The sequence below is a fragment of the Variovorax sp. RA8 genome (assembly GCF_901827175.1).
Taxonomy (GTDB): Bacteria; Pseudomonadota; Gammaproteobacteria; order Burkholderiales; family Burkholderiaceae_C; genus Variovorax.
Window position 1 is genome coordinate 36,824 of sequence record NZ_LR594665.1, and the last position, 23,077, is coordinate 59,900.

Below are 23,077 nucleotides of genomic sequence, written 5' to 3' on the forward strand. Positions count from 1 at the left end.
CCCCTGTTGACAAATGGGGTGCCCGGTTGAAGGCTGCGGGGTGAAAGGAGGCGCTGGCTGGCGAGTTGCGCGGCTGGCTGGCGGCTGGATTGCTACCCAGCGAAGCGGCAATCCCCGTGAATGGGGGCTTTAGCCGCTAAAAATTTCCCTCTGGCGTCAGGACTTTTTGCCTTTATTTTTGGCTATTTGCTTCCTGTTCGCCTCATCCCATTGCCGCACTGTGAATGCCTGGTACTCGTTGAGGATCGCCGCTATGCGTGCGAACCCGTCCGGGAGACTCTTGGGGGCCTTGCCCCCGGACAAGGCGTCCAGCGTTGCCTTGTCCAAGTCGGTCATTTCCAAAAGGGTCGGCAATGGGACGCTCAAGGCGTCCGCAATGGAACCCATGATCTTGAGGGAAGGATTGGCCTTCCCGTTGGTCAAGTCGGACAGGAATGATATGGACATTCCTGCCTTCTCGGCGAGGTCATGCTTCGTCATCCCTTGCTCTTCGAGCAGGCGTAAGACGTTCGTAAAGAATATCTGGTTGTACACGGTCGGCTATGCCTTGCGATCCGCAGCTCAAAATTTTAGCCGCTAAAGTTCTTGACGGGGAGACCGTGTTTAGCTAAACTTCGAGTTCTCTAGCGCAAGAAAATCAATGCATGAGCCTAAACAGGTTCCAATTTATCGGTAATCTTACCCGCGATGAAGGGGGGAGCGATACATCGAGCTGCAGAGCCGATGTGATCCCCGCCCCTGGCGTCCAATCGGCCGTTTTGATACCGATGCGTCGAGCGACGGCAGGAGTTACGTCGCCGAATCACCCGCCGTTGGCATTTGCCGTGGCGTAATTTTCATTCGGAGGAACCTCAATGTCCGCACCCGCCCCAGCGCCGAAACGAAAAACTGCCGTCGAGAAGACCGCCGACAAGGTGAGCGAAGTCAAGCAGGCCGCTTTGCTCAAGCACACGAAAGAGCAGATTAAGGCAATGCAGCTTTCGCTGTTCGACCTCGCGCCCTGGGGCGACGACATGCGGGCGATGCCGAACGACCTGGCGCGTGCTGCGCTCTTCACGACCAGGAACAAGAAGACCCCGCGTGAGGTGCGGCAGCAACACGTAATTTTTCACGTCAATAAGGACGTGCTCATCACCTATACCGGGATCGAGCTGCGGGCCGATGACGACGAGCTGGTTTGGCAGCAGGTTCTTGAATACGCGAAGCGTTCGCCGGTCGGTACGCCCGTTTCCTTCACGTTCTACGAGCTTTGCACAGACCTGGGCTGGGCGATCAACGGCCGGTACTACGACAAGGCCGAAGAGTGCCTGACGCGCCTGCAGGCGACCGCCATGCAGTTCAGTTCAGGCCGGATCGGCCGGCTTGAATCGGTGTCCCTGATCCATCGCTTCCGCGTGCTGGATCGCGGCAAGAAAACGTCGCGCTGCCAGGTCGAAATCGACGAGGAAATGGTAGTGCTTTTTGCCGGCGATCATTACTCGAAATTCGTGTGGGAAAAGTACCGCGAGCTGTCCCCTACTGCCCGGCGCATGTTCGATTACTTCGTCTCTCACAAGGAACCGTTCCCCTTGAAGCTGGAGACGTTCAGGCTGATGTGCGGGTCCGATTCCGCCAGGCTCAAGAAGTGGCGCGAGCAGACCGGCCAGGCGTGCGAAGAGTTGAGCCAGAGCGGGCTTATCAAGCTGTCATGGGTGCAGGGTGACTCGATCTACTGCCAGCGGTAGACCAGGTGGACATGCGACAGAGAACGGGGGCCTAGGCTCCCGTTTTTCATTGACAGATGAGGGGCGCAGCGGCGGCATGCAGACACTTGAGGGGCCAAGCCAGGGACGGGGAATTTTCGCGGGCGCGAAAACCGGCTATGTCGTGCTGCGCATCGAGCCACGTTCCGCGTCTCGACCCCTGCGGGCTTCCAGCGCCTTTCCGACGCTCACCGGGCCCATGCCCCTCGCCGCTGGGCTACAGGCCCGCCAGCGGGCCATACGACCGCCGCAAGCGGCCATCCAAGGCCGACCGATCCCTGCCCGGGGGCCAGGTGTGACTTCCAACGATCAACCCGACTGGCGCCGCACTTAAACGGCAGGTTTCCAGGTTGCCCTCGACTGCCGCACAAAACTGCGGACGACTGTTTGCTTTACCCCTCGGCACGCAACTGTCCAATGTGTTACGTTATAAGGTTATGGCAAAAAAACCAAAAGACATAACGCCACGATTCGGGATCGGGGAGTGGTTCGGCTTCAATCTGACGCAGCTTTCCGGGGAGGAACGCCGCCAGCTTGCCGCCGAAGTCCTCAAGCCGAAGAAAGAGCGAACCCCACAACCCTGCCCCTTTCAGGCGCGCAAAACAGGCGCTGTCTGCTCCAAGGATGGCGGGGTGTGTTCGCTCCGGCTCTACTCCTACAACACACACCCAGACAACGGCCGGGCGGTCGGTGTCCCTGTTGAGGGCAAGCAAGGCGACCTCCGCGCCACCTGCCCCTATCGCTTCCACGATGAACTCGACGTGTTCAAGTGGGTAGGCGAAACCATCCTTGGCGACCCTGACCCGCTGCTGGTCGGTGAAGTCGGCTTCCTCGAAGCCGGGGCATCGACCGACAGCGAAGGCGGCGATGACGTGGGCCGAATCGACATGGTTCTGGTCAGCTCCAAGACGCCCAAGGAAGCCCCGATGAATTGGGCTGCCCTTGAGATTCAGGCCGTCTATTTCAGCGGTAACGCCATGAAGGGCGAGTTTGAAGCCTTCAACGATGACGCCGTGGATTGGGTCATTTTCCCGGCCGGTCGTCGTCGCCCGGACTACCGCAGCAGCGGCCCCAAGCGCTTGATGCCGCAGCTTCAAATCAAAGTCCCCACGCTGCGCCGTTGGGGCAAGAAGATGGCCGTGGTCGTTGATCGCGCCTTCTTCGATTCCATCGGTGAGATGGACAACGTGGCCGACATATCCAATGCTGACATTGCATGGTTTATCGTCCGCTTTGAAGAGGTCGAAGGCCAGAAGCGCACGCGCATCGTGCGGGATGAAGTCCGCTACACCACGCTTGAGCGCTCGGTGGAAGGGCTGACGGGTGGCAAGCCGGTTCCTCTGCCGGTGTTTGAGACTCGCATCACTGACAAGATCGTTCACCCGGTGCCCATCACTGAGCCGGTCGAGGACGGTCTGCCGCTTGAGAACGGCAACGGCTCCGACGCCGCAAAATGACCACAAGTTGCTTGTTTGACAAGACCGTGAACATTCACGGGTCTTGACGCGCCTATACGTCCTTGTTACGCTCCGTGAATGTTCACGGAGAAAATAACAATGACAACCGACGCCACTGCATTACAACGGCAGAACCGCCGCATCGAACGCCTGAAAGAGCAAGGCGTCACCCGCGCCACGGTACTGGTTCACAGCGAATGCAAACCGGCCCTTGAAGGGCTGCGGCATCACTTCGTTGACCCCGACAAAGCGCAGGCGCTGGCCTCACTGGTTGAACAACTCCACGACAAGAAAGCCCCGACGAACGTTGCGCAGGTTCGCCAGCTCAGTCCGTTCCGCTATCCGGGCGGCAAGACGTGGCTTGTCCCAGAGGTGCGCAAGTGGCTGACGGCATCCAAGATCACGCCATCGGTGTTTGTGGAACCCTTCGCGGGTGGAGCAATGGCGGGCCTGTCGGCCGCCGCTGAGGGTTTGGCCGAACACGTCTTTCTGGGCGAACTGGACGACGATGTGGCCGCTGTCTGGCAAACCATCTTCCACGGCAAGCCCGCTGACGTGAAGTGGCTTTGCAAGCAGATCATCGACTTCGATGTGAACCTTGAGAACGTCCGGGAGATCCTCGACGGCAACCCCAAGAGCATTCGCGGCCGGGCCTTCCGAACCATCGTCAAAAACCGGATGCAGCGCGGCGGCATCATGGCCGCAGGCGCTGGCCTCGTTAAGACCGGAGAGGCCGGGCGCGGCCTCAATTCGCGCTGGTATCCCGAAACGCTGGCCCGTCGCATCGAAGCCTTGCAGGCCATGCGCGATCGGATCACCTTCGAGCAGGCCGACGCCTTCGAGGTGGTGCAGCGCTACGCTGATGATGCCAATGCGTTCTTCTTCGTTGATCCGCCGTACACCGCAGGCGGCAAGAAGGCCGGGGCACGGCTCTACACCCACAACGAAATCGACCATGAAGGGCTGTTCGCGCTCATGGCCTCGGTGCGTGGTTCAGTGATGCTGACCTATGACGACGCGCCCGAAGTGCGCTCGATGGCAGAGCGTCACGGCTTCCGCGTTGAGCCGGTGCCGATGAAGAACACCCACCATGAAGTCATCCGCGAGCTGTTGATCTTGAAGCCCTAGTTGGGGTCTCCTCGTTTTCAGTGCAATAAGTGACGGTACGCAAAGCTAGCACTGGCGCGGGGGTGGTCTGGGTAGACCGTTGATTTCATTGACTTTCCTGTTCGCTTTGTAAACGGGTATGGTGGCCTCCCACTTTTGAGGTTCACGATGCAGGGTTGGCACACAACGTTTTTGTGGATGCGTGGGCTCCCCCGCGATATCAGCGACTTCGAGATGAAGGCATTTTTCACCTTCGATGGTGCCGAGCGCGACGCAATCAATGCACGCCGAGGTGATTCCCACAAGCTTGGTCTGGCGCTCCATATTGGTTTCCTGCGCATGAGTGGGCGTTTGCTCGGTGCCTTTCGGGTAATTCCAGTAGCCTTGTGGCGCCACCTTGGCAACGAGCTTGGCATTGCAGCACCAGAAGTCGCCTCGCTGAGAGCCATGTATGAACGCGGGCGCACGCTATTCGATCACCAACAAGTAGCCTGCACGGTCCTTGGATTCCAGTGGATGAGCGAGCACCAGCGCCGCTCACTGGTACGTGAACTGCGCGACGAAGTGGCGCGCTGCGCCGACCGCGATCAGCTACTCGTGCGGGCGCGTCAATGGCTGTACAAGAACAAGCTGGTGATCGTGCACGAGCGGGCAATTCGGACACTGATTGCGGCGGCACTTGCCCAGCTTGAAGTTGAAACAGGCACCGCCATCGCCGCCAGCGTTGATCCAGCAACACTTGATCGCTGGCGAGCCTCAGTTTCAGAGCTGCGCCCAGATGGACAAACCCAGCAGAGTTGGCTATGGGCTGCACCGGCGAAACACTCAACCCGCCAAATCAGCGAGGTACTGGAGCGCATCGACCTGCTTTACACGCTGGACGTTCATAAGCACCTGGCAGACATCCCCGATCTCATCTTGCGCCGCTACGCGCGCCGACTTGTCTCCAGGCCGCCCTCAGCCGGAGCCAAGATCAAAGAGCCAGCGCGCACCGTGGAGGTCGCATGCTTTCTTCGGTATTGCCTGTTCACCACCACAGACCAGTTGATCCTTATGGTGCAGCGCCGGATCGCCGATCTGTGGCGTCAGGCTGCCGCCGATGTCCCCGCTACCGTCAATTGGGCCGCAATGTACAAAACGCTGCTCGGCGAACTTGTTGCCTTGAGCGCGCAAGGTGCGGTGCCAGATGCTGAGTTGCGTGCCCGTCTTGAAGCCTTGATCACCGAAACCCAGAAACGCAAACCACCGAGCAGGGCCTCCCTGGTCCGCGAGGGATTGATTGATGGAATTCGCCCCGTGCGGTCGTTGCTCGTCGCCATTGCAAAGCTGCCCTGGCAGGCCACCGGCGAGCATCCTGCCATCGAGTACCTTGCCAAGCTGCAAGCTTTATATCTCAAAGGATCCAGAAAGCTGCCAGTTGAAGTGGTGGCACCAAGTCTGGGAATGATCTGGCAGGTTTCGATCTCCAGCCCAGACCGGGAACGGGCGTTTCAGGCGTTGGAGGTGGCCACCCTGTTTGCCCTGCGCCGCGCGGTGCGCAATGGCTCGGTCTGGATTGAGCACAGCCTGAGCTTTCGGGGTCGTGCGCGCTTGTTCTTCACGGACGAGCGTTGGCAGGCAGAGTCCAAGAAACACTATGCCCGTCTATCGTTACCCAGCAAGGCTGCCACTTTCTTGAAGCCTTTGCTGGCCAGAGTAACTGCCGGTGTCGATGCGGTGGCCGCTGCAGCCCGCAGTGGCGTACTGCGCGTGGATGATGAACTCCATTTGTCGCCATTGCCCGCAGAGGACGAAGACCCAGAAGTGACCAAGCTGCGCGCGGCTTTGGATCACCGCATCGGTGAGGTTCAATTGCCGGAAGTGATTCTGGCCGTTGACGCCCAGGTGCGCTTTAGCTGGATCATGCTCGGACGTGAGCCGCGCTCTACCGACGAGCTGCTGATGGTCTATGCCGGCATCATGGCCCACGGCACCAGTCTGACTGCGGTCGAATGCGCGCGCATGATTCCGCAATTGTCTGCCACCAGCATTCGCCAGGCCATGCGCTGGGCGCGGGACGAACGGCGTCTGAGCCAGGCCTGCCAGGCTGTGCTGGAATTCATGCAGCGACACCCGATTGCCGCCACCTGGGGGCGGTCCGATTTGGCATCTTCTGACATGATGACCATGGAGACCACCAAACGGGTGTGGCAAGCCCGGCTTGATCCTCGGCGCAACACACCTTCCATTGGAATCTACTCCCATGTAAAAGACCGGTGGGGCATCTTCCATGCGCAGCCCTTTGTGCTCAATGAGCGCCAGGCGGGCGTGGCCATTGAAGGTGTCATCCGCCAAGAAAAGCTGGAGACCAGCCAGCTTGCTGTGGATACCCATGGCTACACCGACTTTGCCATGTCACATGCCCGTTTGCTTGGTTTTGATCTTTGCCCGCGGTTGAAGGAACTCAAACAGCGCCACCTCTTTGTGCCACGCGGCACCAAAGTGCCCGCAGAAATCGCTGCGGTGTGCGAAGCCAATGTCGACGTCGCTTTGATCGAAAAGCATTGGGATAGTCTGGTGCACCTGGCAGCCTCGGTCATGAGCGGACATGCCAGTGCGGTGGCAGCTCTTGCGCGGTTCGGTTCTGCCGCCCAGGGCGATCCAATCTATGAGGCTGGCGTGCAATTGGGGCGGTTGCTGCGTACGGCGTTTTTGGCTGACTACTTTGTCAAGGACGCTTTCAGGAACGAGTTGCGCCGGGTGCTCAATCGGGGCGAGGCTGTTAACGCCCTCAAGCGCGCCATTTATACCGGCCGGATCAGCCCGGCGCAGGCCAAACGTGTCGATGAAATGCAGGCTGTGGCCGATGCGTTGAGCCTGATGGCCAACATCGTGATGGCGTGGAATACCTCACAGATGCAGGCGGTCCTGGATCGCTGGTCGAACCGCCGCCAGGTCATTCCACCGGAACTGATCGGGAAGATTGCGCCCACCAGGCTGGAGAGCATCAACTTGCGGGGTGTGTTTCGCTTCCCGGTTGACCGCTATGCTGACCAAATCCTGCCTTCGCGGCCAAATGCATCGATAACTGGCACCAATGGATGAAACCGACCACGGTTTGACGCCACGAATCGCAGATTTGAAAGTGAACAGGAAAGTCAATGAAATCAACGATCTACCAACACCACCTCCGCGCCAGTGCTAGCTTTTCGTACCGTCACTTATTGCACTGAAAACGAGGAGACCCCGATTAGCGCCATCGAGCGCTGCCGCACGTCCGCGCTGGGTGGTCACGTCGAGCAGTGCGACGCCTGCGGGCACCAGCGCATCGCTTTCAACAGTTGCCGCAACAGGCACTGTCCGAAGTGCCAGTCGCTGGTGCGCGCCCAGTGGCTGCAGGACCGGCAGGCCGAACTGCTGCCGGTCGAGTACTTTCACATCGTCTTCACCGTACCGCAGGAGATTGCCGCCATCGCGTACCAGAACAAGGCCGTGGTGTACGACATCCTGTTTCACGCCACCTCTGAGACGCTGCGCACCATCGCCGCCGACCCCAAACATCTCGGAGCCGAGATCGGCTTCATCACCATCCTGCATACCTGGGGCCAGAACTTGCTGCATCACCCGCATCTGCACTGCGTCGTGCCCGGCGGTGGGGTGGCCCCGGACGGCAAGCGCTGGATCGCCTGCCGAGCGGGCTTCTTCCTGCCGGTGCGGGTGCTGTCGCGGCTGTTTCGCCGCCTGTTCCTGACACAGTTGCGCAGCGCCTTCGACAACGGGGAACTGCGCTTCTTCAACGGCCTGGCTGCGCTACAGGATTGCGATGCCTTCGCCAGCTACCTGGCGCCCGCAACCCAGGCCGAGTGGGTGGTCTACGCCAAGCCACCTTTCGGCGGGCCCGAGCAGGTCCTGAACTACCTCGGGCGCTACACCCATCGCGTGGCGATCTCCAACAACCGCCTGGTCGACTTCGCCGATGGCGAGGTGGCCTTTGCGTGGAAGGACTACCGCCACGAATCGCGCCACAAGGTCATGCGCCTGGATGCCCAGGAGTTCGTCCGCCGCTTCCTGCTGCATGTCCTGCCCCCTGGATTCCAGCGCATCCGCCACTATGGGCTCCTGGCCAACCGCTATCGCGAGACCAAGCTCGACCACTGTCGCCAGCTGCTGGCGGCACCCGCACCGGTCGTGGAGTTGCCCGATGCACCGCTGGACTATCGGGACCGCTATCAGCGCCTGACTGGCGTGTCTCTGCGCGACTGCCAGCATTGCGGTCGTGGCCAGATGGTGCGAATCGAATCCTTTCTGCCGGGAACCTTGCCGCGCGGTCCGCCGCCCATCCCCTCATGAACACAAGCCCGGCCTTCACCCCATGCGCTTCCAGATCCGTGTCGCGAAGCGATAGGTGTCCCTTTGCATGCTCACGCCCATCAATGGCGAGAGCCTCTCGCCACGCCCTCGTGGCAGCGCCAATGCACACGCCGCAGCCCCCCGTTCTTCGGTGCCAGCTCAACCCAGCGCTGCAATTTCCTCAGCCTTGCGCACCTGCGCCTCGCGCTTGGACAAGTCGGTGCTGATTCAATCCCCATAGCGCACCACCACCTGGACGGCGGTTTAGTTCAACGGGATCTTTAGCCTACCGGCTGCGGAACAGGCGTCGCGGGGTTGATCAGCGTCTGCGCGCCGCAGCCGCCAGGCTAAAGACTCTCTGCATTATGGAGAGCTTTCCATAAGCAGCGGTTGCTGCTGGTTGCGGGAGCGCCATGACTTCTCGCTCTTTGTACCCAAGCCGCCATCGGAGGGATACGCAGCCTCTGAGGCCCTATGTCCAGTTTTAGATACGGCCGACTTTGGGGAAATGTCGCTACTGCGCTTTGTCTCGAACGACGACGCCCCCAAGGCCCAACAGGTGCTATCGATCTCAAGGCATCCATGGACTATGAGTATCTTTGAACTGGAAGTTGAAAACTGTTTAGCGAAGCGGGTGAAGCCCACCTTCCAGAAGTCTACACCTGTCCTAGCGTCCGCACAGGAACCTTATGGGTAGCGCATATTGATTTCCTCAGGGTTCGCCACATTCAAAAATGCCAGTGCGAAGACCGAGAACGGATACCAACATCTGACCCCCGGTGTTTTAACTTTGTTTGAGGTTTCCCGGGAACGTCAAAGGCTTGAGTTGAGCAGGTTTGAAGAATCCACTTTTATTGAGCGAACACTTTGGGCCTGAATGCTCGCCAAGGCTGCAATCGTTCAAGGTCACGAGCGACCTGAAGCAAAACATCTTCACGCCCCATTCCCGCCACCATTTGAATGGGGACGGGCATCTCGTCATGCATGCCTGCTGGCAAGGTTAGCGCTGGCAGTCCGGTCATGTTGAACTGCGCCGTGAAAGGAATCGCATCGAAGAGCCGGTCGTACCAGCCATGAGCGTCGAGACTCGCATCGTTTTGATCCAGGTACCCAAGGGGCAGTGGCGTGCGTTTCAAGGCGGGCATCAAGATGATGTCGTAGCGCGTGAGAAATACGCCGAGACTTCGGGACATGGTGTTCATCACGGCAAACACATCCTCGATGTCCATCGCCGTCAATGCGTTGCCCGCCTGCGCGCAGGCCAGCGTCACTGCCTCAAGCACATCTGGCCCAGGTTCACGGCCCATAGCGGCTTTCAACCCATTGACCCCCACCGCAAGGAAAGACATCCACGCCGAAAAATTCGCGCGCATGAAAGCATCAACGTCATAGACAGGCGCCGTTTCCTCAATCACATGCCCCTGGGCCTCCAACAAGCGGGCGGTGCGCTGCAGCGCCTCGTCGATTTGCCGCTCCACCGCCGGCGCCTTGGGCCACTGCCGCACCAACGCTACTTTCAGTGGCCGGGTGTCGGAAGCAATCGCGCGCACGTAGGACTGGGTTGGCAAGGCGATGCCTTGGGTCGCGCCGATGTCGGGGCCTGCGACAGCATCGAGCAATGCCGCGCAATCGCGTACCGTTCGGGTCACGGCGAATTCGCAGGCCATACCGAGCACTAGCATCCCGTGGTAAGGGCCAAGAGGCGTTCGGCCCCGAGATGGTTTCAATCCGATCAGGCCGCAAGAGGCCGCTGGAATCCGTATGGAACCTGCGGCATCGTTGGCATGCGCCACGGGCACAATGCCAGCCGCTACAGCGGCCGCTGAACCCCCTGAAGAGCCGCCAGAAGAGCGATCGAGGTTGTAGGGGTTGCGGGTGGGCCCGTGAAGAACCGACTCGGTGGTGGCGTTGAAGCCGAACTCGGGCGTTGCTGTGATCCCGATGGTGTTGAGGCCCGCCTTGCGAAAGCGCGTGAACAGTTCACTGTCTGCCGGAGGAATGAACTCGCCCTTGGCCAGCATGCGGGTGCCCATCATTTGCGGCACGCCGCCTACCGCCAGAACCTGGTCCTTGACCAAAAATGGCACGCCAGCAAAAGCGCCCTCGCTGTCGCCCATCACTGGAGGGTCCAGCCTGCGGACAACGGCATTGATTGAACCGTTTACCGAATCGATTGCGCGGTTGGCACAGTCGGTGAGTTCTGCTCCGCTCACTTCTCCGGCTCTGACCAAATCGGCCAATCCAGTGGCGTCATGTGCGCTGTAGTCCTTCAAGTCCATGTCTCAAGCTCCTTATTTATGTCCTGTCACTTCAGGGCAAAGAGAGCTTGCAGCAAAGCGTCAATCTTTTGAATGATGCAAATGACCTATGGTGGCGAAGATCGGTCGGGGCTGGCCGAAGCAAGGACGGAGGCCAGCGTCGCTCGGTTGTGGACGCCCAGCTTGTCGTAGATTTGGCTCGTCTGATTGCGCACCGTAGCCGGGGAAATACCCAGATGGCGCGCGACGTGTTTATGGCTGAGGCCTTGGGTCAAGAGTGCTGCCACTTCCGCTTCGCGCGGGCTTAACCGACTGACCGGTGACAGGGGTCTGACGTGCACTCTCCGAAGTCCAGCGCCGTCGTCGACTTTGGCTGGCTTCGCGGTGATGACCAGTCCCAAATCATCAGCCACGAGTCGACCGGTGCGCGTCAGTGCCGTTCGGATGGCTGCCTGCAACTTATCGCGGACGGGGCCCTCAGCATCCATTCCCAAGGCAAGCAACCCGGCACCGCCAAAGACGCAGTGCCCGGCAGCGGAGACCAGCAGCTCAACACCCTCACCGCTAGTCGCGGCAGTCACGTCTGCCCGTTGGCGGATTTGTCGGTCCAACACCTCAACCGATGCGTACAGAAAATCGCGTTCTCCGTTGTGCCAGCGGCGCACGGACGATCCCCCATGGCGCAAACAGGCCAAGAACAATGAGCCTTGATGATCCGTTCGTATCTGGGTGGCTGTGGCGATGGACCCGATGCCATACCGATCCACCATCGCCATCATCCCGTCCGTCTGCACGGCTTGACTTCGCAGGTACGTGGCAACTCGTCTCGGGGCCTTGCGAATCTGATCAAGCAACAGATCTTCGTGGCTCATCGCCTGCCATGTTTGATAGAAGTCACCCGGCAGGTTCAGCGCAGCCGTGCCATGCATCACCGGGCCGGTATTGCTTGAGTTTGACGGCACGCCATTGCCCGCGCTTGAAGTCTCCCAGCCCAGGAACCCATACCAGGCCGAATCAAAGCCCAGCACCTTAGCCAGCCGCCTCACGCACCCATCCAGAGCAGAAAGCGGGGGCATTTCCTCTAGAAGTCGATCGACATCATTGAGGTAGGTCGAAAAGGTTCGAATGCTGCAGGTCAACAGCTGGCCCCCGTTGCTTAAGAATGGAAAGGAGTAGCACGCGTATCAATGTACTGGACTTCAACCGCTTCTGTAGACAATTATCATCTTCCAGTTCGAAGTTGTGACGTCTCCCCCATATCCGGACACTTTCAAACTGGAGTTGGACGGCTTCCGGCTTGTTGACCCGACCTCTTTTTGACGTACTCACTCGGGGTCAGGTCTGGGCGATGACAACATCTGACATTGGCAGGGCAACGCATGGCAGGCAATAGCCCATCGCTGATGAGTGGCCGCTGCCGAATTTACAGCGGTTGGGCGCCTCGCAGGATGACGAATGGCAGGTTTCGGCGGCGACTGTCATTGGGCTGCAAAACCTGACCGGCTGCAGTCAGCCTTTATGTACAGCTGTGCATAATGCAGAGAGTCTTTAGCCTGGCGGCTGCGGCGCGCAGACGCTGATCAACCCCGCGACGCCTGTTCCGCAGCCGGTAGGCTAAAGATCCCGTTGAACTAAACCGCCGTCCAGGTGGTGGTGCGCTATGGGGATTGAATCAGCACCGACTTGTCCAAGCGCGAGGCGCAGGTGCGCAAGGCTGAGGAAATTGCAGCGCTGGGTTGAGCTGGCACCGAAGAACGGGGGGCTGCGGCGTGTGCATTGGCGCTGCCACGAGGGCGTGGCGAGAGGCTCTCGCCATTGATGGGCGTGAGCATGCAAAGGGACACCTATCGCTTCGCGACACGGATCTGGAAGCGCATGGGGTGAAGGCCGGGCTTGTGTTCATGAGGGGATGGGCGGCGGACCGCGCGGCAAGGTTCCCGGCAGAAAGGATTCGATTCGCACCATCTGGCCACGACCGCAATGCTGGCAGTCGCGCAGAGACACGCCAGTCAGGCGCTGATAGCGGTCCCGATAGTCCAGCGGTGCATCGGGCAACTCCACGACCGGTGCGGGTGCCGCCAGCAGCTGGCGACAGTGGTCGAGCTTGGTCTCGCGATAGCGGTTGGCCAGGAGCCCATAGTGGCGGATGCGCTGGAATCCAGGGGGCAGGACATGCAGCAGGAAGCGGCGGACGAACTCCTGGGCATCCAGGCGCATGACCTTGTGGCGCGATTCGTGGCGGTAGTCCTTCCACGCAAAGGCCACCTCGCCATCGGCGAAGTCGACCAGGCGGTTGTTGGAGATCGCCACGCGATGGGTGTAGCGCCCGAGGTAGTTCAGGACCTGCTCGGGCCCGCCGAAAGGTGGCTTGGCGTAGACCACCCACTCGGCCTGGGTTGCGGGCGCCAGGTAGCTGGCGAAGGCATCGCAATCCTGTAGCGCAGCCAGGCCGTTGAAGAAGCGCAGTTCCCCGTTGTCGAAGGCGCTGCGCAACTGTGTCAGGAACAGGCGGCGAAACAGCCGCGACAGCACCCGCACCGGCAGGAAGAAGCCCGCTCGGCAGGCGATCCAGCGCTTGCCGTCCGGGGCCACCCCACCGCCGGGCACGACGCAGTGCAGATGCGGGTGATGCAGCAAGTTCTGGCCCCAGGTATGCAGGATGGTGATGAAGCCGATCTCGGCTCCGAGATGTTTGGGGTCGGCGGCGATGGTGCGCAGCGTCTCAGAGGTGGCGTGAAACAGGATGTCGTACACCACGGCCTTGTTCTGGTACGCGATGGCGGCAATCTCCTGCGGTACGGTGAAGACGATGTGAAAGTACTCGACCGGCAGCAGTTCGGCCTGCCGGTCCTGCAGCCACTGGGCGCGCACCAGCGACTGGCACTTCGGACAGTGCCTGTTGCGGCAACTGTTGAAAGCGATGCGCTGGTGCCCGCAGGCGTCGCACTGCTCGACGTGACCACCCAGCGCGGACGTGCGGCAGCGCTCGATGGCGCTAATCGGGGTCTCCTCGTTTTCAGTGCAATAAGTGACGGTACGAAAAGCTAGCACTGGCGCGGAGGTGGTGTTGGTAGATCGTTGATTTCATTGACTTTCCTGTTCACTTTCAAATCTGCGATTCGTGGCGTCAAACCGTGGTCGGTTTCATCCATTGGTGCCAGTTATCGATGCATTTGGCCGCGAAGGCAGGATTTGGTCAGCATAGCGGTCAACCGGGAAGCGAAACACACCCCGCAAGTTGATGCTCTCCAGCCTGGTGGGCGCAATCTTCCCGATCAGTTCCGGTGGAATGACCTGGCGGCGGTTCGACCAGCGATCCAGGACCGCCTGCATCTGTGAGGTATTCCACGCCATCACGATGTTGGCCATCAGGCTCAACGCATCGGCCACAGCCTGCATTTCATCGACACGTTTGGCCTGCGCCGGGCTGATCCGGCCGGTATAAATGGCGCGCTTGAGGGCGTTAACAGCCTCGCCCCGATTGAGCACCCGGCGCAACTCGTTCCTGAAAGCGTCCTTGACAAAGTAGTCAGCCAAAAACGCCGTACGCAGCAACCGCCCCAATTGCACGCCAGCCTCATAGATTGGATCGCCCTGGGCGGCAGAACCGAACCGCGCAAGAGCTGCCACCGCACTGGCATGTCCGCTCATGACCGAGGCTGCCAGGTGCACCAGACTATCCCAATGCTTTTCGATCAAAGCGACGTCGACATTGGCTTCGCACACCGCAGCGATTTCTGCGGGCACTTTGGTGCCGCGTGGCACAAAGAGGTGGCGCTGTTTGAGTTCCTTCAACCGCGGGCAAAGATCAAAACCAAGCAAACGGGCATGTGACATGGCAAAGTCGGTGTAGCCATGGGTATCCACAGCAAGCTGGCTGGTCTCCAGCTTTTCTTGGCGGATGACACCTTCAATGGCCACGCCCGCCTGGCGCTCATTGAGCACAAAGGGCTGCGCATGGAAGATGCCCCACCGGTCTTTTACATGGGAGTAGATTCCAATGGAAGGTGTGTTGCGCCGAGGATCAAGCCGGGCTTGCCACACCCGTTTGGTGGTCTCCATGGTCATCATGTCAGAAGATGCCAAATCGGACCGCCCCCAGGTGGCGGCAATCGGGTGTCGCTGCATGAATTCCAGCACAGCCTGGCAGGCCTGGCTCAGACGCCGTTCGTCCCGCGCCCAGCGCATGGCCTGGCGAATGCTGGTGGCAGACAATTGCGGAATCATGCGCGCGCATTCGACCGCAGTCAGACTGGTGCCGTGGGCCATGATGCCGGCATAGACCATCAGCAGCTCGTCGGTAGAGCGCGGCTCACGTCCGAGCATGATCCAGCTAAAGCGCACCTGGGCGTCAACGGCCAGAATCACTTCCGGCAATTGAACCTCACCGATGCGGTGATCCAAAGCCGCGCGCAGCTTGGTCACTTCTGGGTCTTCGTCCTCTGCGGGCAATGGCGACAAATGGAGTTCATCATCCACGCGCAGTACGCCACTGCGGGCTGCAGCGGCCACCGCATCGACACCGGCAGTTACTCTGGCCAGCAAAGGCTTCAAGAAAGTGGCAGCCTTGCTGGGTAACGATAGACGGGCATAGTGTTTCTTGGACTCTGCCTGCCAACGCTCGTCCGTGAAGAACAAGCGCGCACGACCCCGAAAGCTCAGGCTGTGCTCAATCCAGACCGAGCCATTGCGCACCGCGCGGCGCAGGGCAAACAGGGTGGCCACCTCCAACGCCTGAAACGCCCGTTCCCGGTCTGGGCTGGAGATCGAAACCTGCCAGATCATTCCCAGACTTGGTGCCACCACTTCAACTGGCAGCTTTCTGGATCCTTTGAGATATAAAGCTTGCAGCTTGGCAAGGTACTCGATGGCAGGATGCTCGCCGGTGGCCTGCCAGGGCAGCTTTGCAATGGCGACGAGCAACGACCGCACGGGGCGAATTCCATCAATCAATCCCTCGCGGACCAGGGAGGCCCTGCTCGGTGGTTTGCGTTTCTGGGTTTCGGTGATCAAGGCTTCAAGACGGGCACGCAACTCAGCATCTGGCACCGCACCTTGCGCGCTCAAGGCAACAAGTTCGCCGAGCAGCGTTTTGTACATTGCGGCCCAATTGACGGTAGCGGGGACATCGGCGGCAGCCTGACGCCACAGATCGGCGATCCGGCGCTGCACCATAAGGATCAACTGGTCTGTGGTGGTGAACAGGCAATACCGAAGAAAGCATGCGACCTCCACGGTGCGCGCTGGCTCTTTGATCTTGGCTCCGGCTGAGGGCGGCCTGGAGACAAGTCGGCGCGCGTAGCGGCGCAAGATGAGATCGGGGATGTCTGCCAGGTGCTTATGAACGTCCAGCGTGTAAAGCAGGTCGATGCGCTCCAGTACCTCGCTGATTTGGCGGGTTGAGTGTTTCGCCGGTGCAGCCCATAGCCAACTCTGCTGGGTTTGTCCATCTGGGCGCAGCTCTGAAACTGAGGCTCGCCAGCGATCAAGTGTTGCTGGATCAACGCTGGCGGCGATGGCGGTGCCTGTTTCAACTTCAAGCTGGGCAAGTGCCGCCGCAATCAGTGTCCGAATTGCCCGCTCGTGCACGATCACCAGCTTGTTCTTGTACAGCCATTGACGCGCCCGCACGAGTAGCTGATCGCGGTCGGCGCAGCGCGCCACTTCGTCGCGCAGTTCACGTACCAGTGAGCGGCGCTGGTGCTCGCTCATCCACTGGAATCCAAGGACCGTGCAGGCTACTTGTTGGTGATCGAATAGCGTGCGCCCGCGTTCATACATGGCTCTCAGCGAGGCGACTTCTGGTGCTGCAATGCCAAGCTCGTTGCCAAGGTGGCGCCACAAGGCTACTGGAATTACCCGAAAGGCACCGAGCAAACGCCCACTCATGCGCAGGAAACCAATATGGAGCGCCAGACCAAGCTTGTGGGAATCACCTCGGCGTGCATTGATTGCGTCGCGCTCGGCACCATCGAAGGTGAAAAATGCCTTCATCTCGAAGTCGCTGATATCGCGGGGGAGCCCACGCATCCCCAAAAACGTTGTGTGCCAACCCTGCATCGTGAACCTCAAAAGTGGGAGGCCACCATACCCGTTTACAAAGCGAACAGGAAAGTCAATGAAATCAACGGTCTACCCAGACCACCCCCGCGCCAGTGCTAGCTTTGCGTACCGTCACTTATTGCACTGAAAACGAGGAGACCCCAGCTCCGGGTTCTTGGCCAGCAAGTTTTCCTTGCGGAGACGCTTGCGGCCAGACCAGAGGTGGATGTCCAGAGAGACACAGACGATGCCGTTGGCTTGCGTCTGTTTGATGTTGAGAACGGCGGGTGCGTTCATGTGGGTACTCCAAAAGAGGAGCGGGAACCCACTACCCCTTGCGGGAATGTGAATTCCCGCTGGGGTTGACAGTTAAATGCAAGCGCTAAGACCTGCGGACGGAAGAACCGAACGAGCCGATCTTAGGGGAAGGACTCGGGCCCCGCAATCGAACCGGACCAGGCCTGTGGCAACATAAAGCCACGTCGCCCTACCCCGCCCAAGCACACCACCTGGTTACTCCACCATGCCCGCAACGCACGCACTGAGCCTCACCCTTCACATCGACCGCCTGGCCAAGGGGCACTATCAGGGGTCATCTCAGAAAACGGAAAATAAAGCACGCTAAGCCGGTTGCAACGGTCGTAGCGGCCTGAACTTGCCCGCGCCGATCTTTGCGCTGCTGCGCCAGAGGTAATCGCCGGTCAGGTTGATGTGCTCCCAGCCGAGCGGCGACAGGTATTGCAATAGCGTGTCATCGACAGCATGCCCGTTGCCACGCAACGCATGTGCTGCGCGCTCCAAATAGACCGTGTTCCACAACACGACGGCCGCCGTGACCAGGTTGAGGCCGCTGGCCCGGTAGCGCTGCTGCTCGAAGCTGCGGTCGCGGATTTCGCCCAGCCGATTGAAGAATACGGCGCGGGCCAGCGCGTTGCGCGCTTCGCCCTTGTTGAGTCCGGCGTGGACGCGGCGGCGCAGCTCCACGCTTTGCAACCAGTCCAGGATGAACAGCGTGCGTTCGATGCGCCCCAGCTCGCGCAGGGCGACGGCTAAGCCGTTCTGGCGCGGATAGCTGCCGAGTTTCCGAAGCATCAGCGAGGCTGTCACCGTGCCCTGCTTGATCGAGGTGGCCAGCCGCAGAATTTCATCCCAGTGGGCACGAATAGCCTTGATGTTCAGCCTGTCGCTGCTAATCATCGGTTTGAGCGCGTCATAGGCGGTATCCCCCTTGGGGATGAACAGCTTGGTGTCGCCCAGGTCACGGATGCGCGGCGCAAAGCGGAAGCCCAGGAGATGCATCAGGGCAAAGACGTGATCGGTGAAGCCTGCCGTGTCGGTGTAGTGTTCCTCGATGCGCAGGTCGGACTCGTGGTACAGCAGGCCGTCAAGTACATAGGTCGAGTCGCGCACGCCGACATTGACCACCTTGGTGTGGAACGGCGCGTACTGGTCGGATATATGGGTGTAGAAGGTTCGCCCAGGGCTGCTGCCATATTTCGGGTTGATGTGACCGGTACTCTCGGCCTTGCTCCCGGTTCGGAAGTTCTGGCCGTCCGACGATGACGTGGTGCCGTCGCCCCAGTGTTCGGCGAAGGGATGCCGGAATTGGGCGTTCACCAACTCGGCCAGCGCTGTCGAATAGGTTTCGTCGCGGGTATGCCAGGCTTGTAGCCAGGCGAGCTTGGCGTAGGTCGTGCCGGGGCAGGACTCGGCCATCTTGGTCAGGCCCAGGTTGATCGCGTCGGCCAGGATGGTGGTCAACAGCAGATTTTTGTCCTTGGCCAGATCGCCCGATTTCAGGTGCGTGAAGTGGCGGGTGAAGCCCGTCCACTCATCGACTTCGAGCAGCAGTTCGGTGATCTTGACGTGTGGCAGGATCATGGCTGTCTGGTCGATCAGCGCCTGCGCGGTGTCGGGTACCGCCGCATCCAGCGGCGTGATCTTCAGGCCCGACTCGGTGATGATCGCATTCGGCAGGTCGTTGGCCGCTGCCATGCGGTTGACCGTGGCAAGCTGCGCTTCAAGCAGCGTCAGGCGGTCGTGCAGGTACTGGTCGCAGTCGGTGGCCACGGCCAGCGGCAATGCGCTGGACTGCTTGAGGCTGGCGAACTTCGCGGGCGGCACCAGGTAGTCCTCGAAGTCCTTGAACTGGCGCGATCCCTGCACCCAGATGTCGCCCGAGCGCAGCGAGTTCTTCAGCTCGGACAGCGCGCACAGCTCGTAGTAGCGCCGGTCGATACCCGCGTCAGTCATCACCAGCTTCTGCCAGCGCGGCTTGATGAAGTCGGTCGGGGCATCGGCAGGCACTTTGCGGGCGTTGTCGGTGTTCATGCCGCGCAGCACCTCGATGGCGTCCAGCACGTCCTTGGCGGCGGGCGCGGCTCGCAGCTTGAGCACGTCGAGGAATTCCGGCGCGTAGCGGCGCAAGGTGGCGTAGCTCTCGCCGATACGGTGCAGGAAATCGAAGTCATCGGGCTGCGCGAGCTTTTGCGCCTCAGTGACGCTCTCGGCGAAGGCATCCCAGGACATGACGGCCTCGATGGCAGCGAACGGGTCGCGGCCCGACTGCTTGGCGTCGATCAGCGCCTGCCCAATGCGCCCGTACAGGCGCACCTTGGCGTTGATAGCCTTGCCGGATGCCTGGAACTGCTGCTGATGTTTGTTTTTGGCGGCGTTGAACAGCTTGCCCAGGATGCGGTCGTGCAGGTCGATGATTTCGTCGGTGACCGTAGCCATGCCCTCGATGGCCAGCGCCACGAGAGTGGCGTAGCGCCGTTGCGGCTCGAACTTGGACAGGTCGGCAGGCGTCATCTGGCCGCCCTCACGGGCGATCTTGAGCAAGCGATTCTGGTGAACCAACCGCTCGCTGCCGGGCGGCAGATCGAGCGCCTACCAGGCTTTGAGGCGCTCAATGTGTTCGAGCATGTGGCGCGAGTTCGGTTTGGCGGGCGACTGGCGCAGCCAGGCCAGCCAGGTCGTCTTGCCGTTGTCGCGGCGTTTCAGCAAATCGTCGAGGCGATGCCTGTGCCCGTTCGACAATGGTTCGGACAGCGCTTCGTAGATACGCCGGTTGGCGCGGGTAATGGCCTCGGCACTGGCGCGCTCAATGGCGTTGAGTGCGGGCAGGATGATCGACTGCCGCCGCAGATGCTCAATCAGTGCACTGGCCAGCACGATGCCTTTGTCGGTTTGCATGGCCAGCTCGGTCAGCGTGTGCACGGCCTGCCGGTAGTGGCTCATCGTGAACGGCTGGAAGCCGAACACCGTTTGCAGTTCGACCAGGTGCTCGCGCCGGGTCTGCTCCCGCTGCCCGTAGTCGTCCCAGCTTTCGACGCCGACCTTGAGCTGGTCGGCGACCAGTTTCAGTAGGGGCAAAGACGGCGCCTGATCGACACCAAGGAAGATTCCGGGAAAGCGCAGGTAGCAGAGCTGGACGGCAAAGCCCAAGCGATTCGCAGGCCCGCGCCGCTGCCGGATAATGGAGAGATCGGTATCGCTGAACGTGTAATGTCGAATTAGGTCGTCCTTGGTGTCCGGCAACGCCAGCAGGCTTTCCCGCTCGGCGGCGGACAGTATGGAACGACGAGGCATATTTATTGATCCAATCTCAAGTATTGATACAGGGTCTCCCGGCTGACACCAAATTCACGTGCCAGCTTCGCTTTTTGTTCGCCGGCGGCGGCCCGCTGCCGCAGCTCGGCTACCTGTTCTGGCGACAGCGCTTTCTTGCGGCCCCGGTAGGCTCCGCGCTGTCTGGCGAGCGCGATGCCTTCCCTCTGCCGCTCGCGGATCAAGGCCCGCTCGAATTCGGCGAACGCCCCCATGACCGACAGCATCAGGTTCGCCATCGGTGAATCCTCGCCGGTGAAGGTCAGGCTTTCCTTGACGAACTCGATGCGCACGCCGCGCTTGGTCAGCTTTTGTACGAGGCGGCGCAAGTCATCGAGGTTGCGCGCCAAGCGATCCATGCTGTGAACCACCACGGTGTCGCCTTCGCGCACGAAGGCCAGCAGCGAATCAAGCTCGGGCCGCTGGGTGTCCTTGCCCGACGCCTTGTCGGTGAACACCCTGCCGACTTCGACATGCTCCAGTTGCCGCTCCGGGTTCTGGTCGAAGCTGCTGACCCGGACGTAGCCGATGCGTTGACCCTGCAAGATACCTCCAAATACGAAAGTGTCAGGAAGAAATCTATGACCTTTCGCCGCAGGTGTCAAGAAACACAAAAGTTAACTCTATTCTGACGTTGCTGGGTGGCTTCTCCTGACATCAGGATAGGGTATAGATCAGGTTGACGCCCCAACTCTGGGTTTCGGCTCCCGGCCAGGAGCGGCCGACCGTCAAACGGGTAAGCAGTCGCTCAACGTTTGACGTGAGGGGCCGCCGTAGCGGCGAAGCCGCGAAGGGAACCCGCAAGCGCAGCTTGTGGGCGGTCCCTCTCGACGGAATGGTTAGATGCGACCGTTTTAGTGAACACTTGCCTTAGATAGCAAGTTGAGCACAGCAACGCCGCTGATAATGAAGCCGACACCAACAAATCCCCACATATCTAGTTTTTGACCATGCAAAACCCATGCAATCGCAGTGACCAAGACGATCCCGAGGCCCGACCAAACTGCGTAGGCGATTCCAACAGGAATCGATTTGAGTGTCAGCGACAGGAAATAAAAAGCAGCAGCGTATCCCGCTACGACGATAAAAGACGGTACTAACCTAGTAAAGCCCTCACTAGACTTGAGCGCAGAGGTTGCAATGACCTCAGAAATAATGGCCGTAGCCAGAAATAACCAATTTTTCAAAATATTTCTCCATGGAGTTCCGCGAAGAAATTTTAGGTTCGATTTAAGAAAACAAACAGTCTTGTTGCTGGCCGAAATTTGTGCGCACAGCAAAGCATCTAACTTATGGTTTATCTGACCAAACACCGGATACCCACAACCGTGGTCGTTAAACAATGTCGCACGGCACCCAAAAAAAGTGTTTGAAATCAATTCTGTAAAGCATCATACTGGATGCATGAACAGGTATAACAGAAATGACAAACCTGACTGGGTCCCTCCCCGATCCATCAAGCTGCTCGATCAGGTGCGCGAACGGGTTCGCTACCTGCATTACAGCCTACAGACCGAGAAGGCTTATGTCTACTGGGCCAAGGCATTTGTGTTGTGGACGGCCCGCAGCCATGGTGGGTTTCGACATCCGCGCGAAATGGGGCAAGCTGAAGTCGAGGGTTTTCTGACCATGCTCGCCACCGAGAAGCAAGTGGCGCCGGCCACCCACCGGCAGGCGCTCAACGTGTTGGCGCCGATTCAAAATTGAGCCACCGTGCCGATTGAATTTTGAGCCAGGGCTAATGGCCAACCTGTGAAGGTCGGCTGTGGATAAGTGTAGTGCCTTGGGTCGGTTTTGGTCTCCTTGGTGATCGAGCTCGGTGGTCGTCCGTTGAGGGTAAGCCGCGCAGGGCGAAGCCCGTAGCGGCTTGCCCTTGAACCGCTCAGAACGGCTCAGCCTTCTTGGCCTGTTCGCGTGCCTTGATGCGTTTCTTGGCCACGGCTGTGCTGTGCATGAACCTGTGGGACTCGTTGCCCGTCTCGACGATGTGGCAGTGGTGCGTGAGTCGATCCAGCAGTGCCGTGGTCATCTTGGCATCGCCGAACACGCTGGACCATTCCTTGAAGTCCAGGTTGGTGGTGATCATCACGCTGGTCTGCTCGTAGAGCTTGCTCAGCAGGTGGAACAGCAAGGCGCCGCCTGCCTGGCTGAAGGGCAGGTAGCCCAGCTCATCAAGGATGACCAGGTCCATGCGCTGCAAGCTCGCTGCGATGCGGCCTGCCTTGCCTTGGGCCTTCTCCTGCTCCAGTGCGTTGACCAGGTCCACCGTGGAGTAAAACCGCACGCGTGAGCCATGGCGCGTGATGCCCGCCACGCCGATGGCCGTGGCCAGATGCGTCTTGCCCGTGCCGGGGCCACCCACCAGCACCACGTTGTGCGCCTGCTCGGTGAACGCCATGCTGGGGTCTCCTCGTTTTCAGTGCAATAAGTGACGGTACGCAAAGCTAGCACTGGCGCGGGGGTGGTCTGGGTAGACCGTTGATTTCATTGACTTTCCTGTTCGCTTTGTAAACGGGTATGGTGGCCTCCCACT

The 23,077-nt window shown here is 60.1% G+C and carries 11 protein-coding genes and 5 pseudogenes; 6 read left to right on the forward strand and 10 right to left on the reverse strand.

Annotation, left to right across the window (positions count from 1 at the left end; genetic code table 11):
- Positions 1-156: 156 nt before the first annotated feature.
- On the reverse strand, positions 157-534 hold the full coding sequence (locus E5P3_RS35495; RefSeq protein ID WP_011171717.1) for a transcriptional regulator: 378 nt from the start codon (positions 532-534) through the stop codon (positions 157-159).
- A 320-nt stretch (positions 535-854) separates the two neighbouring features.
- On the opposite strand from E5P3_RS35495, the gene trfA reads away from it, so the two are divergent.
- From trfA to E5P3_RS35520, 5 genes and pseudogenes are all read left to right on the forward strand, one after another.
- On the forward strand, positions 855-1,724 hold the full coding sequence (gene trfA, locus E5P3_RS35500) for a plasmid replication initiator TrfA (RefSeq protein ID WP_015063508.1): 870 nt from the start codon (positions 855-857) through the stop codon (positions 1,722-1,724).
- A 368-nt stretch (positions 1,725-2,092) separates the two neighbouring features.
- Entirely contained in the window at positions 2,093-3,199 is a 1,107-nt protein-coding gene (locus tag E5P3_RS35505) for a NotI family restriction endonuclease (protein ID WP_162572156.1), read from the forward strand.
- 99 nt (positions 3,200-3,298) lie between these two features.
- Entirely contained in the window at positions 3,299-4,327 is a 1,029-nt protein-coding gene (locus tag E5P3_RS35510) for a DNA adenine methylase (protein ID WP_162572157.1), read from the forward strand.
- Positions 4,328-4,474: 147 nt separating this feature from the next.
- The gene (locus E5P3_RS35515) at positions 4,475-7,390 is read left to right on the forward strand and encodes a Tn3-like element IS1071 family transposase (RefSeq protein ID WP_162590687.1); all 2,916 of its coding nucleotides are present in this window, start codon (positions 4,475-4,477) and stop codon (positions 7,388-7,390) included.
- A gap of 123 nt (positions 7,391-7,513) precedes the next feature.
- Positions 7,514-8,635: pseudogene (locus E5P3_RS35520) on the forward strand (IS91 family transposase); the annotation flags it as partial.
- Positions 8,636-9,486: 851 nt separating this feature from the next.
- Here the strand turns inward: E5P3_RS35520 and E5P3_RS35525 are convergent.
- The 8 genes and pseudogenes from E5P3_RS35525 to qacG2 all read right to left on the reverse strand — a co-directional run bounded on the left by E5P3_RS35525 (position 9,487) and on the right by qacG2 (position 21,731).
- A complete protein-coding gene (locus E5P3_RS35525; protein WP_162590688.1) occupies positions 9,487-10,914 on the reverse strand; it encodes an amidase in 1,428 nt (475 codons plus the stop codon).
- An 86-nt stretch (positions 10,915-11,000) separates the two neighbouring features.
- Entirely contained in the window at positions 11,001-11,939 is a 939-nt protein-coding gene (locus E5P3_RS35530) for a helix-turn-helix transcriptional regulator (protein WP_162572159.1), read from the reverse strand.
- Positions 11,940-12,792: 853 nt separating this feature from the next.
- A pseudogene (locus E5P3_RS35535) lies at positions 12,793-13,914 on the reverse strand (IS91 family transposase); the annotation flags it as partial.
- A 123-nt stretch (positions 13,915-14,037) separates the two neighbouring features.
- Positions 14,038-16,953: a Tn3-like element IS1071 family transposase gene (locus E5P3_RS35540; protein ID WP_003158660.1), complete on the reverse strand. Its 2,916-nt coding sequence runs from the start codon at positions 16,951-16,953 to the stop codon at positions 14,038-14,040.
- Between the two features lie 114 nt (positions 16,954-17,067).
- The gene (locus tag E5P3_RS35545; RefSeq protein WP_162572161.1) at positions 17,068-17,232 is read right to left on the reverse strand and encodes a DUF3150 domain-containing protein; all 165 of its coding nucleotides are present in this window, start codon (positions 17,230-17,232) and stop codon (positions 17,068-17,070) included.
- Between the two features lie 324 nt (positions 17,233-17,556).
- Positions 17,557-20,526: pseudogene (locus E5P3_RS35550) on the reverse strand (Tn3 family transposase).
- A gap of 2 nt (positions 20,527-20,528) precedes the next feature.
- On the reverse strand, positions 20,529-21,089 hold the full coding sequence (locus E5P3_RS35555; protein ID WP_108499742.1) for a recombinase family protein: 561 nt from the start codon (positions 21,087-21,089) through the stop codon (positions 20,529-20,531).
- Between the two features lie 309 nt (positions 21,090-21,398).
- Positions 21,399-21,731, reverse strand: coding sequence for a quaternary ammonium compound efflux SMR transporter QacG2 (gene qacG2, locus E5P3_RS35560; RefSeq protein WP_162572169.1), 333 nt, complete (start codon positions 21,729-21,731; stop codon positions 21,399-21,401).
- A 217-nt stretch (positions 21,732-21,948) separates the two neighbouring features.
- Here qacG2 and E5P3_RS35565 point away from each other — a divergent pair.
- Positions 21,949-22,233 (forward strand): annotated as a pseudogene (locus tag E5P3_RS35565) (phage integrase N-terminal SAM-like domain-containing protein); the annotation flags it as partial.
- A gap of 193 nt (positions 22,234-22,426) precedes the next feature.
- Here the strand turns inward: E5P3_RS35565 and istB are convergent.
- Positions 22,427-22,939: pseudogene (istB, locus tag E5P3_RS35570) on the reverse strand (IS21-like element helper ATPase IstB); the annotation flags it as partial.
- Positions 22,940-23,077 lie beyond the last annotated feature (138 nt).